Origin of the sequence: Streptomyces marokkonensis (assembly GCF_008312835.1) — a bacterium.
Classification (GTDB): domain Bacteria; phylum Actinomycetota; class Actinomycetes; order Streptomycetales; family Streptomycetaceae; genus Streptomyces; species Streptomyces marokkonensis_A.
Genome location: NZ_VSKS01000025.1, coordinates 75,341 through 90,726, shown reverse-complemented (window position 1 = coordinate 90,726; position 15,386 = coordinate 75,341). Strand labels below are relative to the sequence as shown.

General features: G+C 71.0%; 16 protein-coding genes. 1 reads left to right on the top strand and 15 read right to left on the bottom strand.

All coding sequences use genetic code 11. From position 1 onward, the window contains the following. The gene (locus tag F1615_RS31425; protein WP_149552441.1) at positions 1–1,032 is read right to left on the bottom strand and encodes an aspartate carbamoyltransferase catalytic subunit; all 1,032 of its coding nucleotides are present in this window, start codon (positions 1,030–1,032) and stop codon (positions 1–3) included. Between the two features lie 102 nt (positions 1,033–1,134). Continuing rightward, positions 1,135–1,710, bottom strand: a complete 576-nt coding sequence (pyrR, locus tag F1615_RS31420) for a bifunctional pyr operon transcriptional regulator/uracil phosphoribosyltransferase PyrR (protein ID WP_149552440.1) — start codon at positions 1,708–1,710, stop codon at positions 1,135–1,137. 264 nt (positions 1,711–1,974) lie between these two features. Between pyrR and bldD the strand changes: the two genes are divergently transcribed. Then, a complete protein-coding gene (gene bldD, locus F1615_RS31415) occupies positions 1,975–2,478 on the top strand; it encodes a transcriptional regulator BldD (RefSeq protein WP_018570201.1) in 504 nt (167 codons plus the stop codon). A gap of 157 nt (positions 2,479–2,635) precedes the next feature. On the opposite strand, the gene nusB is transcribed toward bldD, so the two are convergent. The 13 genes from nusB to F1615_RS31345 form a co-directional block, all read right to left on the bottom strand. Then, the gene (gene nusB / locus F1615_RS31410; protein ID WP_149552439.1) at positions 2,636–3,064 is read right to left on the bottom strand and encodes a transcription antitermination factor NusB; all 429 of its coding nucleotides are present in this window, start codon (positions 3,062–3,064) and stop codon (positions 2,636–2,638) included. A 2-nt stretch (positions 3,065–3,066) separates the two neighbouring features. Continuing rightward, positions 3,067–3,633 (bottom strand): elongation factor P, encoded by a 567-nt coding sequence (gene efp / locus F1615_RS31405; RefSeq protein WP_006131211.1) that lies wholly within the window; start codon positions 3,631–3,633, stop codon positions 3,067–3,069. A gap of 68 nt (positions 3,634–3,701) precedes the next feature. Further along, complete coding sequence (locus F1615_RS31400) at positions 3,702–4,808, bottom strand: aminopeptidase P family protein (protein ID WP_149552438.1); 1,107 nt, start codon at positions 4,806–4,808, stop codon at positions 3,702–3,704. 103 nt (positions 4,809–4,911) lie between these two features. Further along, a complete protein-coding gene (locus F1615_RS31395) occupies positions 4,912–5,754 on the bottom strand; it encodes a Pro-rich N-terminal domain-containing protein (protein WP_149552437.1) in 843 nt (280 codons plus the stop codon). A 125-nt stretch (positions 5,755–5,879) separates the two neighbouring features. After that, positions 5,880–6,974, bottom strand: coding sequence for a 3-dehydroquinate synthase (gene aroB / locus F1615_RS31390; protein WP_149552436.1), 1,095 nt, complete (start codon positions 6,972–6,974; stop codon positions 5,880–5,882). Continuing rightward, complete coding sequence (locus F1615_RS31385) at positions 6,971–7,483, bottom strand: shikimate kinase (protein WP_149552435.1); 513 nt, start codon at positions 7,481–7,483, stop codon at positions 6,971–6,973. Before F1615_RS31385 ends, aroB begins: the two co-directional genes overlap by 4 nt. Next, on the bottom strand, positions 7,480–8,664 hold the full coding sequence (gene aroC, locus F1615_RS31380; RefSeq protein WP_149552434.1) for a chorismate synthase: 1,185 nt from the start codon (positions 8,662–8,664) through the stop codon (positions 7,480–7,482). The genes F1615_RS31385 and aroC overlap by 4 nt, the downstream gene beginning before the upstream one ends. A 183-nt stretch (positions 8,665–8,847) precedes the next feature. After that, the gene (locus F1615_RS31375; protein ID WP_149552433.1) at positions 8,848–9,189 is read right to left on the bottom strand and encodes a hypothetical protein; all 342 of its coding nucleotides are present in this window, start codon (positions 9,187–9,189) and stop codon (positions 8,848–8,850) included. 51 nt (positions 9,190–9,240) lie between these two features. After that, on the bottom strand, positions 9,241–10,068 hold the full coding sequence (locus F1615_RS31370; RefSeq protein WP_149552432.1) for a shikimate dehydrogenase: 828 nt from the start codon (positions 10,066–10,068) through the stop codon (positions 9,241–9,243). After that, a complete protein-coding gene (gene mltG / locus F1615_RS31365; protein WP_149552431.1) occupies positions 10,068–11,717 on the bottom strand; it encodes an endolytic transglycosylase MltG in 1,650 nt (549 codons plus the stop codon). Before mltG ends, F1615_RS31370 begins: the two co-directional genes overlap by 1 nt. A gap of 128 nt (positions 11,718–11,845) precedes the next feature. Further along, on the bottom strand, positions 11,846–12,310 hold the full coding sequence (gene ruvX, locus F1615_RS31355; RefSeq protein ID WP_244328921.1) for a Holliday junction resolvase RuvX: 465 nt from the start codon (positions 12,308–12,310) through the stop codon (positions 11,846–11,848). A 35-nt stretch (positions 12,311–12,345) separates the two neighbouring features. Next, positions 12,346–15,015 carry an alanine--tRNA ligase gene (gene alaS, locus F1615_RS31350; RefSeq protein WP_149552429.1) on the bottom strand — a complete coding sequence of 890 codons (2,670 nt, stop codon included), beginning with the start codon at positions 15,013–15,015 and terminating at the stop codon, positions 12,346–12,348. Next, positions 15,015–15,386, bottom strand: coding sequence for a hypothetical protein (locus F1615_RS31345; RefSeq protein ID WP_149552428.1), 372 nt, complete (start codon positions 15,384–15,386; stop codon positions 15,015–15,017). Before F1615_RS31345 ends, alaS begins: the two co-directional genes overlap by 1 nt.

The following is a 15,386-nucleotide window of genomic DNA, read 5'->3' as shown; positions in this document are numbered from 1 at the left end:
TTACTTCTCCTCGGTGGTACGGAGTTCAGAGGTGGGCGCGGAGCGCCTCGTTGCAAGGGCGGTGGTGGGCGACGGGTGGGCGACGGCGGGTTCGTTTCCGCCCAGCAGCAGGTAGAGAACGGCCATGCGGATGGAGACGCCGTTGGTGACCTGCTCGATCACGGTGCAGCGGTCGGAGTCCGCGACCTCGGCGGTGATCTCCATGCCCCGGACCATCGGGCCGGGGTGCATCACGATGGCGTGCTCGGGCATGCGCGCCATGCGGTCGCCGTCGAGGCCGTAGCGCCGCGAGTACTCCCGCTCCGTGGGGAAGAACGCGGCGTTCATCCGCTCCCGCTGGACGCGCAGCATCATCACGGCGTCGGACTTGGTCAGCGTGGAGTCGAGGTCGTACGACACCTCGCAGGGCCAGGTCTCGACGCCGACCGGCAGCAGGGTCGGCGGGGCGACGAGGGTGACCTCGGCGCCGAGGGTGTGCAGCAGGTCGACGTTGGAGCGGGCGACCCGGCTGTGCAGGACGTCGCCGACGATGGTGATGCGCCGGCCGGAGAGGTCCTGTCCGAGCCCGGCGTCCCGGCCGACGAGCCGGCGGCGCATGGTGAACGCGTCGAGGAGGGCCTGGGTGGGGTGCTGGTGGGTGCCGTCGCCCGCGTTGATGACGTGGGCGTCGATCCAGCCGGAGGTGGCCAGTCGGTACGGGGCTCCGGAGGCGCCGTGACGGATGACCACGGCGTCCACGCCCATGGCCTCCAGGGTCTGGGCGGTGTCCTTGAGGGACTCGCCCTTGGACACGCTGGAGCCCTTGGCGGTGAAGTTGATGACGTCCGCGGACAGGCGCTTCTCCGCGGCCTCGAAGGAGATGCGCGTGCGCGTGGAGTCCTCGAAGAAGAGGTTCACGACCGTGCGGCCGCGCAGGGTCGGCAGTTTCTTGATCGGCCGGTCGGCGACCCGGGCCATCTCCTCGGCGGTGTCGAGGATGAGGACGGCGTCGTCGCGGGTGAGGTCGGCGGCCGAGATGAGATGACGCTGCATCTGTCAGGCTCCGTAAGGCAGTTCAATGAGGCGAAATCGGGCAGACGGGTACGCGCGAGGGCGTGCCGAGCCGGCGCACGCCGTCGGCGTGCGCGCGAAGTGCTACTGGGCGGTCCGCTTGGCGCCGAGCAGCACGGTGTCGCGACCGTCCTCCTCGGCGAGCAGGACCTTGACCGTCTCCCGCAGCGACGTGGGCAGGTTCTTGCCGACGTAGTCGGCGCGGATGGGCAGTTCGCGGTGGCCGCGGTCGACGAGGACGGCGAGCTGCACCGCGCGGGGGCGCCCGATGTCGTTCAGCGCGTCGAGGGCGGCGCGGATGGTGCGGCCGGAGAAGAGCACGTCGTCGACGAGGACGACGAGCCGGCCGTCGATGCCGTCACCGGGAATCTCGGTGCGGGCCAGCGCACGCGGCGGGTGCATGCGCAGGTCGTCGCGGTACATGGTGATGTCGAGCGAGCCGACCGGGACCTTGCGCTCGGTGATCTGCTCGAGCTTGGCGGCGAGCCGCTGGGCGAGGAAGACGCCTCTGGTCGGGATGCCGAGGAGCACCACGTCGTCGGCGCCCTTGGCGCGCTCGACGATCTCGTGGGCGATGCGGGTCAGCACCCGCGCGATGTCGGGGCCCTCGAGAACGGGCCGGGCATCGTACTGCGGATTCTGCGGTTCCTGCTTGTCCATACGAAACGGACCTCCTTCTCCGCCTCACGGGACGGACCTTAAAGGACGTCGGATTGTGTCACTCAGGCTATCAGGCCGCGATCCACGCGGAGCGACACCCCCGATCACTCCAATGGCGTAACCGATCTTCGCTACCACGGAAGAGTCGGTGTGGACCATTCGGCTTGACGCATGAGAGTAACGCTGCGTAACCTCACAGTGAGTTACCAGCCGCGCGGCATGGAAACCAGCCAGAGCCGCGTCGACACAGTGCCGGGGAGCTATATGTCCAGCGAATACGCCAAACAGCTCGGGGCCAAGCTCCGGGCGATCCGCACCCAGCAGGGCCTTTCCCTCCACGGTGTCGAGGAGAAGTCCCAGGGCCGCTGGAAGGCGGTCGTGGTCGGTTCGTACGAGCGCGGCGACCGCGCCGTGACCGTGCAGCGCCTCGCGGAGCTGGCGGACTTCTACGGAGTTCCGGTGCAGGAGCTGCTGCCGGGTACGACCCCGGGCGGCGCCGCCGAGCCGCCGCCGAAGCTGGTCCTGGACCTGGAGCGGCTGGCCACGGTGCCGGCCGAGAAGGCGGGCCCGCTGCAGCGCTACGCGGCGACGATCCAGTCCCAGCGCGGTGACTACAACGGCAAGGTGCTCTCCATCCGCCAGGACGACCTGCGCACCCTCGCCGTCATCTACGACCAGTCGCCCTCGGTCCTCACCGAGCAGCTGATCAGCTGGGGCGTGCTGGACGCGGACGCGCGCCGCGCGGTCGCCTCGCACGAGGAGGCGTAACCCGCTCCGCGGGTACGCAGAAACGTGCCGCCGGGGTGATCGGAACCATGTCGGTTCCGATCACCCCGGCGGTTTTTCGTGAGCCGGCTGCGGTCTCCTGCCGGGCGCGGGCCGTCGAGAGCCGATCGCGCGGTTCCCCGCGCCCCTGTGGGCGCCTCTACTCCCGGCGCAGGGAAGGCTTGAGTTCCTTGAGCCGTCCCAGCAGGCCGTTCACGAACGAGGGCGACTCGTCGGTGGAGAACTCCTTCGCCAGCTGCACCATCTCGTCGAGGACGACCGCGTCCGGGGTCTCGTCGACCCAGATCAGCTCGTACGCGCCGAGACGCAGGATGCTGCGGTCGACGACCGGCATCCGGTCGAGGGTCCAGCCGACCGAGTACTGGGCGATCAGCTCGTCGATGCGCTTCGCGTGCTCCGCGTAGCCCTCGACGAGCTGCATCGTGTACTCGCTCACCGGCGGCTGCCGGGTGTCGGTCCGGGAGTGCCGGATCCAGTCGGCGAGGACCGTCAGGACCTCGGTGCCGCGCTGGTCGCCCTCGAAGAGGATCTGGAAGGCACGTTTGCGGGCCGTGTTGCGGGCAGCCACGGTTAGCTGTTCACCCGGCCGAGGTAGTCGCTGGTGCGGGTGTCGACCTTGATCTTCTCACCCGTGGTGATGAAGAGCGGGACCTGGATCTGGTGGCCGGTCTCCAGGGTGGCCGGCTTGGTGCCGCCGGTGGAGCGGTCGCCCTGGACGCCCGGCTCGGTCTCCTGGATGGTCAGCTCGACGGCGGCCGGGAGCTCGACGAAGAGCACCTCGCCCTCGTGCTGGGCGACCGTGGCGGTGAAGCCCTCGACGAGGAAGTTGGCGGCGTCACCGACGGCCTTGCGGTCGACCATGAGCTGGTCGTACGTCTCCATGTCCATGAAGACGAAGTAGTCGCCGTCCATGTAGGAGAACTGCATGTCGCGCTTGTCGACGGTGGCCGTTTCGACCTTGACGCCGGCGTTGAAGGTCTTGTCGACGACCTTGCCGGAGAGCACGTTCTTGAGCTTGGTGCGCACGAAGGCCGGGCCCTTGCCGGGCTTGACGTGCTGGAACTCGACGACGGACCAGAGCTGGCCGCCTTCGAGCTTGAGCACCATGCCGTTCTTGAGGTCGTTCGTGGAAGCCACGGTTGCGGAATCTCCTGGACTGGACTGACGTGGACGACCCCGGGGCGGGCATGCGCACAGCGCGAAGGCTAGAGCGCGAGCAGCTCCTTGGTCGTGATGGTGAGTAGCTCGGGTCCGCCGTCCGCCTCGGGGCGCACGACGAGCGTGTCATCGATCCGGACCCCGCCCCGGCCGGGGAGGTGGACCCCCGGTTCGACGGTGACCGGCACACAAGCGTCCAGTTTACCCATGGCCGCAGGGGTCAATTGAGGGTCCTCGCGGATTTCGAGTCCGACACCGTGACCGGTGAGGACGGGGAGGGCCTCGCCGTACCCCGCGGAGTCCAGGACGTGGCGTGCCGCGCGGTCCACGTCGCGGCAGGCCGCGCCGGGGGCGAGGGACTCGCGTCCGGCGCGCTGGGCCGAGAAGACGAGGTCGTACAGCTCGATCTGCCAGTCCGCGGGGGCCGTGCCGATGACGAAGGTGCGCCCGATCTCGCAGCGGTAGCCGCGGTAGGTGGCGCCGAGGCAGACGGAGAGGAAGTCGCCCTCCTCGACGCGGCGGTCGGTGGGGCGGTGGCCGGGGCGGCCGGCGTTCGGGCCGGTGGCGACGGAGGTGGGGAAGGCGGGGCCGTCGGCGCCGTGGTCGACGAGGCGGCGCTCCAGTTCGAGCGCGAGGTGGCGTTCGGTGCGGCCCACGAGGATGGATTCCAGGAGTTCGCCGAGGGCCTGGTCGGCGATCTCCGCGCCGATGCGGAGACAGGAGATCTCCTCCTCGTCCTTGACCACCCTGAGCTGTTCCACCGCTCCGGCGATGCCGGCCAGGCGCAGCCGGGGGGCGACCGAGCGGATCGCGCGGTGCCGGGTCACGGTGAGGTGGTGCTCCTCGACGGCGAGGGAGTCGACGCCCTGGCCGAGGGCGAGGCCGGCGGCCGCGACGGCGGGGTCGCCGCCGATTCCGGGCGTCACGTGGACGCGCAGCGACTCGTCGGGGCGGCTCTGCGGTGACCGGTCGTCGGGCGGGTCCGCGCACACCAGGACGTCCTCGGTCCCGCCCAGCAGCAGCACGGCGCCCTCGGGGGCGGCGCCCGCGAGGTAGCGCACGTTCGCGGGGCGGGACACCAGCGCCGCCGCGCTGCCGCTCGCGTTGCAGCACTCCCGTAGCCGCGTCCGGCGGATCGCGTAGACCTCTGACATTCTTCGAGCGTAGGAGCGGTGGCCGGATGTCGCCGGTCGAGCGGGGCCGAGTGGGGGTGCTCCGGCGTCCTCGCGCACCCCGGTCACATGGGCGGGCCCGCGCTCACCACTGCGGAGGGCTGGCTATCGAGCGGGCCAGGACGTCGTCCAATATGCGGGCTGTTTCCGGTATGTCCAGCTGAGAGTTGTCGATGATCGGCAGACCCGAGCCGTACCAGCCGGCCATGCGGCCGTGGATGCGGGCGACCTCCTCGTCGCTCAGACGACGGTTGCCGGTGCGCTCCGCGTTGCGCTCCAGGACGATGTCCAGCCCCGGCAGGAGGACGACCGGCAGCAGGCCGGGACCCACGTGCCGCTTCCAGCCGCCGAGGCCGACGACCGGACGGTCGGGGAAGACGGCGTCGTCGAGGATGCAGGAGATGCCGTTGGCGAGGAAATTGCGCGCGGCGAAGCCGCAGGTGCGGCGGGCCAGGCGGTACTGCGCCTCGGAGTGGTCGTTCCACCCGGACTGCGGGTCGGCGAAGCCCGAGCGGACCCACTCGCGCACGTCGTCGAGGCTGATGTGGGCGGTCGGTACCCGGCGGTGGTCCGCCCAGTGCTTGGCCACGCTCGTCTTGCCGGCGCCCGCCGGGCCGATGAGCAGCACGGCGATGATCGTCCCGGCCGGGTCGGGTGCCGCGGGTGCCTGCGGCGGACTGGGCATGGCGACCGGGCCGCCGGGCGGCAGCGGCACATGGCCGGTGGTGTCCGGCGGCGGGGGCATCGAGGCGTGCTGCGGGCCCGCGGGGGGCGCGGGCGCGGGGAGGCCCGGCGCCGGAGGAGGCACGGGCGCGGAGGCGGGTCCCGGGGGCCGGCCCGGGTGGTGTGCGGCCGGTGACCATCCGACGGCCGGTCCCTGCCCCGGCTGATGGGGCGGCGGCAGCGGAGAACCCACTGCGTGCTGCATCCGGTGCCACTCCGTCTCGTACAGGCAATGGGGCGCTGACAGCGGGGGCTTCCCGCGTGCTACCGAACGGTACCGCCCCCTGCCGTCGTTGTGTGAACGGCCGGGGGCGGTGATGAGTGCCCGCTCTACTCGCCCACCTCGCCGTACGCGGCGAGCAGGACGGCCGGGTCGGGTCCTTCGAACACCGTGGGCCTGGCGAGACCGTCGAGGACGATGAAGCGCAGCAGGTCGCCGCGGGACTTCTTGTCCACCTTCATGGTCTCCAGCAGCTTGGGCCACTGGTCGTAGCGGTAGTGCAGCGGAAGCCCGACCGAGGCGAGGATCGTGCGGTGGCGGTCCGCGGTGGCGTCGTCCAGGCGGCCCGCGAGACGGCCGAGTTCGGCGGCGAAGTGCATGCCCACCGACACCGCCGCGCCGTGGCGCCACTTGTAGCGCTCGTTCTTCTCGATGGCGTGGCCGAGGGTGTGGCCGTAGTTGAGGATCTCGCGCGGGCCCGACTCCTTCAGGTCGGACGAGACGACATCGGCCTTGACCCGGATCGAGCGCTCGATGAGTTCCGCGGTGTGCGGGCCGGCCGGGGTGCGGGCGGCCTCGGGGTCGGACTCGATGAGGTCCAGGATCACCGGGTCGGCGATGAAGCCGGCCTTGATGACCTCCGCCAGCCCGGAGACGTAGTCGTTGACCGGGAGGGAGTCCAGTGCGGCCAGGTCGCACAGGACGCCGGCGGGCGGGTGGAAGGCGCCGACGAGGTTCTTGCCCTCGGCGGTGTTGATGCCGGTCTTGCCGCCGACGGCCGCGTCCACCATGGCGAGGACCGTGGTGGGTACGGCGATCCAGCGGACGCCCCGCAGCCAGGTCGCCGCCACGAAGCCGGCCAGGTCGGTGGTCGCGCCGCCGCCCACGCCGACGATGACGTCGGTGCGGGTGAACCCGGACCGGCCGAGCGCCTTCCAGCAGTAGGCGGCGACCTCGGCGGTCTTGGCCTCCTCCGCGTTGGGCACCTGGACGGCGATCGCCTCGTAGCCCTGCCCGGCGAGGTCCGCGCGGAGCGCGTCGCCGGTCTCGGCGAGCGCTTCGGGGTGCACGATCGCGACCCGCTTGGCCCTCTCGCCGATCAGCCCGCCGAGCTCGCCCAGGAGCTGACGGCCCACCAGGACGTCGTAGGGCTCGGTGCCCGCCGTGCCGCCGATGTGGATCCGCGTCACTTCCTCGTTGCTCATGCTTCCTTCAGCTCCAGTGCGTCCAGGGCGGCCTCGGCGACCTCTTCCGGCGTCCGTCCGTCGGTCGGTACGACGGCCGTGGCGACCTCCTCGTACAGGTGCCGGCGGGCCTCCATCAGCTCGCGCCACTGCTTGCGGGGGTTCACGGCGAGCAGCGGGCGGGCGACGCCCAGGCCGGTGCGCCTGACCGCCTCCTCGACGTCCATCGAGAGGTAGACGACCCGCTGTCCGGCGAGCAGCGCGCGCGTGTCGGCGTCGAGGACCGCGCCGCCGCCCAGGGCCAGGACGCCGTCGTGCCCGGTGACCGCCGAGTGCACCGCGCGCTTCTCGATCGCGCGGAAGGCGGGTTCGCCCTCGTCGACGAAGATGTCGGCGATGGTCCTGCCCTCGGCGGCGACGATGTCGTCGTCGGTGTCGCGGTAGCCCACGCCCAGCCGCTCCGCCAGCAGGTGCCCGACGGTGGACTTGCCCACGCCCATCGGGCCGACCAGCACGAGCACCGGGCTCATCGGATGGCCAGGTTGTCGAGGTACGAGGTCACGTTGCGGCGGGTCTCGGTGACGCTGTCGCCGCCGAACTTCTCCGCGACCGCGTCCGCGAGGACGAGGGCGACCATCGCCTCTGCGACGATCCCGGCGGCCGGCACCGCGCACACGTCGGAGCGCTGGTGGTGGGCGGCCGCCTCCTCGCCGGTGACGACGTCCACCGTCTTCAGCGCCCGCGGCACGGTCGCGATCGGCTTCATCGCCGCCCGCACCCGCAGCAGCTCACCCGTGGTCAGTCCGCCCTCGGTGCCGCCGGAGCGGCCCGAGGCACGCCTGATCCCCTCGCCGGTGACGACGATCTCGTCGTGCGCCTTGGAACCGGGGACGCGGGCGAGGTCGAAACCGTCGCCGACCTCGACGCCCTTGATGGCCTGGATGCCCATCAGCGCGGCCGCGAGCCGGGCGTCCAGACGCCGGTCCCAGTGCACATGCGAGCCCAGGCCCACGGGAACGCCGTACGCCAGCACCTCCACCACGCCGCCGAGGGTGTCGCCGTCCTTGTGCGCCTGGTCGATCTCCGCGACCATCGCCTTCGACGCGTCCGCGTCCAGGCAGCGCACCGGGTCCGCGTCCAGCCGCTCCACGTCCCCGGGGGCCGGGTACACCCCGTACGGGGCCTTGGCCGCGGCCAGCTCGACGACGTGGCTGACGATCTCGATGCCGGCCGTCTCCTTCAGGTACGACCGTGCCACCGCGCCCAGCGCCACCCGCGCCGCGGTCTCCCGCGCCGAGGCGCGCTCCAAAACCGGACGGGCCTCGTCGAAGCCGTACTTCTGCATGCCCGCCAGGTCGGCGTGGCCGGGGCGGGGCCGGGTCAGCGGGGCGTTGCGCGCCAGGCCGGCCAGCACCTCGGGGTCGACCGGGTCGGCGGCCATGACCTGCTCCCACTTGGGCCACTCGGTGTTGCCCACCATGACCGCGACCGGGGAACCGAGGGTCAGACCGTGCCGGACGCCGCCGAGGAAGGTGACCTCGTCGCGCTCGAACTTCATCCGGGCACCGCGACCGTAGCCCAGCCGCCGCCTCGCGAGGTGGTCCGCCACCATGTCCGTGGTGATCGGCACACCGGCGGGAAGACCCTCCAGCGTCGCGACGAGTGCGGGACCGTGCGACTCCCCCGCGGTCAGCCAGCGCAACCTGCTCAACGGTGCTCCTCCGTGCTTCGCGCCCCGGTATGCCCTGCGTACGCGCCTCTTCGCGTACGGCTGTGGCGTGACGGGGTGCGCGGCCCCGGTCCGCCACCCCCGATCCTCCCACGTCCGGGCGAGGGATCCGGCCGCCGGTCCATCAGGCGGACGGCCGGGATCACGGGGCGGGCGGCGGAGGAATCAGGCGTGGCCGTCGCCCTGGCGCTGCGACGGCGCGTAGGCGCCGAGGAAGTCGGCTCCGCTCGGCTGCTGCGTGCCGGCCGGTGCCGTGGGCCGCGGCGCGTACGGGCCCAGATGGTCGGCTCCACTCCCCTGGCCGTGCGGGGACGCCGCGTGGACCGGCTGCCCCGAGCGGGCGGCGCGGCGGTGTGCGATCCTGCGTTTGATCTTGAGGACCCAGGACGCGACGACGGCGAGCACGATCAGGGCCAGCACCGTGATCTGCACCCAGTCGGGCAGGAAGCCCAGCACGGACTCGAATATCTGGGACTTCCACGATGCCAGTGGCATGCCTGCGGACATGGAACGCGTTCCCCTCCCCTGTTCCGCCCCCTGCGGAACCGAAGGTGGATCCTAGCGGGCGGCGAGAGCCCGTTCTCCCGCTTTTCGCATGGCGTCCAGCGGAGCCGGCGAGCGCCCCGTCATCTGCTCCACCTGCAGGACGGCCTGGTGCACCAGGAGGTCGAGCCCGCTGATCACGGCACCGCCGTACGCGGACCAGCGCGCGGCGAGGACGGTCGGCCACGGGTCGTAGAGCACGTCGAAGAGGGCCGTCGGACGTTCCGGGACGGCCCGGGCGAGGATGTCCGTGACGCCGGCCGGGGTGGTGCTGACGACCAGCGGCGCGCGCAGCGCCTGCTCGGCGTCGTCCCAGCCGGCGATGCGGACCGTGACGTCGAGCCGCTCGGCCCACTGGCGCATCTCCGCGGCCCGGGCCTCGCTGCGGACGTGGACGGTGACTTCGCCCGAGCAGATCCGGGCCAGGGCGGCCAGCGCGGAGGAGGCGGTGGCGCCCGCGCCCAGGACGGCGGCGTGCTCCACCTCGTCGATGCCGTGCTCGCGCAGGGCGGCGACCATGCCGGGGATGTCGGTGTTGTCGCCGGTCCTGCGGCCGTCGGGCGTGAGGACGACGGTGTTGACCGCCTCGACCGAGGCCGCGGTCTCGCTGACCGCGTCGAGCAGCGGAATCACGGCCCGCTTCAGCGGCATGGTCAGCGACAGCCCGGCCCACTGCGGCCCGAGTGTGTCGAAGAATCCGGGCAGGGCCTTCTCGTCGACCTCGAAGCGGTCGTACGTCCAGCCCTCCAGGCCCAGCTCGGCGTAGGCGGCGCGGTGCAGTACCGGGGAGAGCGAGTGGGCGATCGGCGACCCGAGTACGGCGGCCCTGCGTGCGGCGGGCATCAGTTGCCCCTCGACGCGTTGAACTTGTCGACGAGCTTCTGGTGCTCCTCGATCGTCTTGGCGAACTCGGTCTTGTTCATGCCGTCCGTGGCCACGAAGTACATCCAGCCGTCGCTCGTCGGGTTCAGCGCGGCCTGCAGCGCCTCCTCGCCCGGGTTGCCGATCGGGCCGGGCGGCAGGCCCTTGTTGGTGTACGTGTTGTAGGGGTCGGGGTTGCTGTTGATCTCCGACTCGGAGATGTCGATCTCACTCTGACCCAGGAGGTAGTTGAAGGTCGAGTCGAACTGAAGTTCCTGGTTCGTCTCGGTGTTGGTGGTCTTGAGACGGTTGTAGACGACCTCGGACATCTTGCGGAAGTCGTCGTGGGTCTTTCCTTCGGCCTGCACCAGGCTCGCGACCGTCACCAGTTCCCACGGCCCCTCGAGACCCAGGCTCTCGGCCTTCTCCTCGAAGTTCAGCTCCCCGTACGTCTCGGTGGCGCGGGCCACCATCTGTTTCAGCACGGCCTCGGGCTTCTGGCCCTTGGCGACGGCGTAACTGGACGGGTAGAGGAAGCCCTCCAGCGGGTCCTTGACGTCGTCGTGGTTCACGGCCCATTCGGGCAGGCCGAGGGTCTCCCACTTGGTCTCGGCGACCTTGGCCGTGGTGCCCTTCTCGAGTTCGAGGCGCTTGTCGATGGCCTCGTAGACGCGGGCGTTGCGCCAGCCCTCCGCGATGATCAGATTGTTGCGGCTCTTGGGGCTGAGCATCAGCTCCACCGCGCTCGAGGCCGACATCTCCTTCTGCAGCGTGTAGACGCCGTCCTGGATGTTCTTGCCCTCCGGGTTGGAGGCCTGGGCCGCGACGAACGCGTCGACGCTCTTGACCACGCCCGCCTTCTTGAGCTCCTGGCCGATGGCGTACCCGCCGGAGCCCTTGGGGATCGTGACGGTCACCTGCTCACCGTTGCCGGACCCCGCGAAGTCCGGGGCGCTGCCGAAACGGTCCTGGTAGAACTGGTACCCGAAGTAGCCGACACCGGCCAGTCCGCCGCCGAGGACCACGACCACCACGAGACAGGCCAGGCCGCTGCGTCGTTTCTTCTCCTTGCCTCCCCGCCGCTCGCCGCCGCCCCGGCGCTCGCCGCGTCCGCGCCGGTCGGCCGGCTCGTCGTCACGGTCGTCATCGTCGTCGCCCGCGAAGAAGGCGTGCTCGCCCTGGTCGGGGCCCGGGTCCCAGTCGGTCTCCGGCTCGGGTTCGGCGCGCCGGCGGCCGGGCGGCTCGGGCGGCGGGTAGGCCTCGGGGGTGCCGTAGGAGTCGGCCTGCTCCCCGCCGTACGTTCCGGCCTGCTGCGCGTACGGGTCCGTCGGGCCGACGGCGTAGGGGTCCTGCGGGTAGGAGCCCGTGGGCCAGCCGTTCTGGTCGTACTGCGGCTGTTGCTGCTGGGGCGTGTACTGCGGGTACTGCTGCGGGTCGTACCCGTGCTGCTCGCCGGTGCCCCAGTCGCCGTACTGCGCCTGCGTCTGCGGCTGCTGCGGATAGTGCTGCGGCTGGCCGCCGTAGGGGGACTGCGGGCCCTGGGCCTGCTGTCCTCCCCATCCGCCGTCCCCGTACAACGGGTCGTCCGGATGCCACGGTTCGGAGCCTGGGCCCCGGCCATACTCAGTCATCGATCCCCTAGAGCCGCGAGGCGGCGGTCACCCCGGCCACCTGAGGACCACGGCTCCCGTCCCGCCTCTCTCTGTGCGGCGGCTGTTCGAACACCGCCCGCATCGCGCGGAACGTTACCGTATCGCGATCAGATGACCACTTCGACGCCCTCGCCGGGTGGCATGCCTGACACCCGTTCGGATTCCAGTGCCTGCTGGAGGATGATCACGGCGGCCGCCTGGTCGATGACGGAGCGTCCCTTCCTGGACTTCACCCCGGAGGCGCGCAGTCCCTGACTCGCCGTGACCGTCGTCATGCGCTCGTCGACGAGCCGGACCGGAACGGGCGTGATCAGACGGGCCAGTTCCCCCGCGAAGCCGCGGACCTTGACCGCGGCCGGGCCCTCGCCCCCCTTGAGGGAGCGAGGGAGACCGACGACGACCTCGATCGGCTCGTACTCCTCGACCAGCTGCCGCAGCCGGCGGTGCGCGGCGGGGACGTCCCGGCCGGGGACGGTCTCGACCGGCGTGGCGAGGATCCCGTCGGGGTCGCAGGAGGCCACCCCGATGCGGGCGTCCCCCACGTCGATCGCGAGACGGCGGCCGCGGCGCATCACCGGGCCGTCCGTCTGCTCGTTCACCTGGCCGCTCACTTGGCGGTGTCCGCCACGAGGCGCTCGACGGCCTCGACGGCCTCGCCGACGGCGGCCGGGTTCTGTCCACCGCCCTGGGCGACGTCCGGCTTGCCGCCACCGCCTCCACCGAGCGTCTTGGCGGCGGTGCGCACCAGGTCACCGGCCTTGAGACCGCGCTCGCGCGCGGCATCGTTGGTGGCGATGACCGTCAGCGGCTTGCCGTTGTTCACGGCGAAGAGGGCCACGACGGCGGCCCGGCCGCCCTGGATGCGGCCGCGCACGTCGAGGACCAGCTTGCGCAGGTCGTCGGCGGCGGTGCCGTCCGGGACCTGGCCGGTGACCAGTGCGACACCCTTGATGTCCTTGGCGGACCCGGCGAGACCGGCGGCGGCCTGGAGCACCTTCTCGGCGCGGAACTTCTCGATCTCCTTCTCGGCGTCCTTCAGCTTGCCGAGCATGGCGGAGACCTTCTCCGGCAGCTCCTCCGAGCGGCCCTTGAGCAGTTCGGTGAGCTGGTTGACCACCGTGTGCTCACGGGCGAGGAAGTGGTAGGCGTCCACACCGACCAGGGCCTCGATACGGCGGACACCGGAGCCGATGGACGACTCGCCGAGCAGCTTCACCAGGCCCAGCTGGGCGGTGTTGTGCACGTGGGTGCCGCCGCACAGCTCCTTGGAGAAGTCGCCGATGGTCACCACGCGTACGCGCTCGCCGTACTTCTCGCCGAACTCGGCGATGGCGCCCTGCTTCCTGGCCTCGTCGATGCCCATCACGTCGGCGCGCACGTCGAGGTCGCGGGCGAGTACCTCGTTGATCTTCTGCTCGACGTCGAGCATGACCGTCTGCGGTACGGCGGACGGGGAGCCGAAGTCGAAGCGGAAGCGGCCGGGCTGGTTCTCGGAGCCGGCCTGGGCGGCCGTCGGTCCGAGGGCGTCGCGCAGGGCCTGGTGGGTGAGGTGGGTGGCCGAGTGGGCGCGGGCGATGGCCTTGCGGCGGCGGTCGTCGATGGAGGCGTGGGCCTTGGCGCCGACGGTGATCTCACCGACCTGGACGACGCCCTTGTGGACGTAGACGCCCGGGACCGGCTTCTGGCAGTCGCGGATCTCGATGACGGCACCGGAGTCGGCCTTGATCCGGCCGGTGTCCCCGATCTGGCCACCGCCCTCGGCGTAGAACGGGGTGCGGTCGAGGACGATCTCCACCTCGTCGCCCTCCGTGGCGGCCGGCGAGGAGACGCCGTCGACGAGGATGCCGACGACGGTGGACTCGCCCTCGGTGTCGGTGTAGCCGATGAAGTCGGTGGCCCCGGCGCGGTCGGCGATCTCCCGGTAGGCACCCATGTCGGCATGGCCGGTCTTCTTGGCCCGGGCGTCGGCCTTGGCGCGCTCCCGCTGCTCCTTCATCAGCCGGCGGAAGCCCTCCTCGTCCACGGAGAGGCCCTGCTCGGCGGCCATCTCCAGGGTGAGGTCGATCGGGAAGCCCCAGGTGTCGTGGAGCAGGAACGCCTTGTCGCCGGGCAGGACGGTGGAGCCCGCGGCCTTGGTGTCGCTGACGGCCGTGTCGAGGATGTTGGTGCCGGCCTTCAGCGTCTTGAGGAAGGCGTTCTCCTCGGCGAGGGCGACCTTCTCGATGCGCTCGCGGTCGGTGATCAGCTCCGGGTACTGCTGCCCCATCATGCCGATGACCACGTCGATCAGGTCCTTGACGACCGGACCGGTGGCGCCGAGCAGGCGCATGTTGCGGATGGCGCGGCGCATGATGCGGCGCAGCACGTAGCCGCGGCCCTCGTTGCCGGGGGTCACTCCGTCGCCGATGAGCATCACGGAGGTGCGCATGTGGTCGGTGACCACGCGCAGCGAGACGTCGGAAGTCTGGGCGTCGCCGTAGCGGACGCCGGTCAGCTCGGTGGCCTTGTCGATGACGGCCATCGACGTGTCGATCTCGTACATGTTCCGCACGCCCTGCAGAATCATGGCGAGCCGCTCGAGACCGAGACCGGTGTCGATGTTCTTGCTGGGCAGGTCCCCGAGGATCGGGTAGTCCTTGCCCGGACCCTCGCCCCGCTCGTACTGCATGAAGACGAGGTTCCAGATCTCCACGTACCGCTCGTCGTTGACGGCGGGGCCGCCCTCGGCGCCGAACTCGGGGCCGCGGTCGTAGTTGATCTCGGAGCAGGGGCCGCAGGGACCGGGGACGCCCATGTCCCAGAAGTTGTCCTTCTTGCCCAGGCGCTGGATGCGCTCCTTGGGCACGCCGACGACCTCGTGCCAGATCCGCTCGGCCTCGTCGTCGTCCTGGTAGACGGTGATCCACAGGCGCTCGGGGTCGAGACCGTAACCGCCCTTGTCCTGGGGGCTGGTGAGCAGCTCCCAGGCGAGCTTGACGGCGCCTTCCTTGAAGTAGTCGCCGAAGGAGAAGTTGCCGCACATCTGGAAGAACGTGCCGTGGCGGGTGGTCTTGCCGACCTCTTCGATGTCGGGTGTGCGCACGCACTTCTGCACGCTGGTGGCGCGGTCGAAGGGCGGCTTGACCTCGCCCAGGAAGTAGGGCTTGAAGGGCACCATGCCGGCCGGGACGAGCAGCAGAGTCGGGTCGTCCGCGATGAGCGACGCCGACGGGACGACGGTGTGCCCGCGCTCCTCGAAGAAGCTCAGCCAGCGGCGGCGGATCTCGGCCGACTCCATCAGTGGTCCTCATTCCGGTTGTACGGGTACGTCGTGTACGTCGGCTTCTGCCCCGGGCCCTCGACGTACTTGGGGCTGTTGCGGTTCTCGATGACGGCGTAGCGCCGGGGCGCGGGGAGTTCGCGGTCGACGGGGGCGTTCAGCCCGAGCGCGTCGCCCAGTTCGGCCTCGCGCCGGGCCATGTTGTCGCGGACCTCGACGGCGAAGTCCACCGCGCGGTCCCTGAGCCGGCCGCCTGCCTCGATCGCCTTGTTCGCCGCGGTGACGGCGAGGTTCTCGGGCGTCAGCTGCTTGAGCTTGCGGTTGACCTTGGTGGTGGCCCACACGCCGGTGGCGACGCCGGTGGTGAACCAGAACGTTCGGCGGAACAT

Bases quoted from the DNA above. Each gene is read 5' to 3' on its own strand.
- pyrR (WP_149552440.1), bottom strand. From the start codon at position 1,710: ATGGACAAGCAGGAACCGCAGAATCCGCAGTACGATGCCCGGCCCGTT.
- F1615_RS31425 (WP_149552441.1), bottom strand. From the start codon at position 1,032: ATGCAGCGTCATCTCATCTCGGCCGCCGACCTCACCCGCGACGACGCC.
- F1615_RS31375 (WP_149552433.1), bottom strand. From the start codon at position 9,189: ATGTCCGCAGGCATGCCACTGGCATCGTGGAAGTCCCAGATATTCGAG.
- alaS (WP_149552429.1), bottom strand. From the start codon at position 15,015: ATGGAGTCGGCCGAGATCCGCCGCCGCTGGCTGAGCTTCTTCGAGGAG.
- mltG (WP_149552431.1), bottom strand. From the start codon at position 11,717: ATGACTGAGTATGGCCGGGGCCCAGGCTCCGAACCGTGGCATCCGGAC.
- bldD (WP_018570201.1), top strand. From the start codon at position 1,975: ATGTCCAGCGAATACGCCAAACAGCTCGGGGCCAAGCTCCGGGCGATC.
- F1615_RS31345 (WP_149552428.1), bottom strand. From the start codon at position 15,386: ATGTTCCGCCGAACGTTCTGGTTCACCACCGGCGTCGCCACCGGCGTG.
- F1615_RS31400 (WP_149552438.1), bottom strand. From the start codon at position 4,808: ATGTCAGAGGTCTACGCGATCCGCCGGACGCGGCTACGGGAGTGCTGC.
- F1615_RS31385 (WP_149552435.1), bottom strand. From the start codon at position 7,483: ATGAGCCCGGTGCTCGTGCTGGTCGGCCCGATGGGCGTGGGCAAGTCC.
- F1615_RS31395 (WP_149552437.1), bottom strand. From the start codon at position 5,754: ATGCAGCACGCAGTGGGTTCTCCGCTGCCGCCGCCCCATCAGCCGGGG.
- aroB (WP_149552436.1), bottom strand. From the start codon at position 6,974: ATGAGCAACGAGGAAGTGACGCGGATCCACATCGGCGGCACGGCGGGC.
- ruvX (WP_244328921.1), bottom strand. From the start codon at position 12,310: ATGCGCCGCGGCCGCCGTCTCGCGATCGACGTGGGGGACGCCCGCATC.
- F1615_RS31370 (WP_149552432.1), bottom strand. From the start codon at position 10,068: ATGCCCGCCGCACGCAGGGCCGCCGTACTCGGGTCGCCGATCGCCCAC.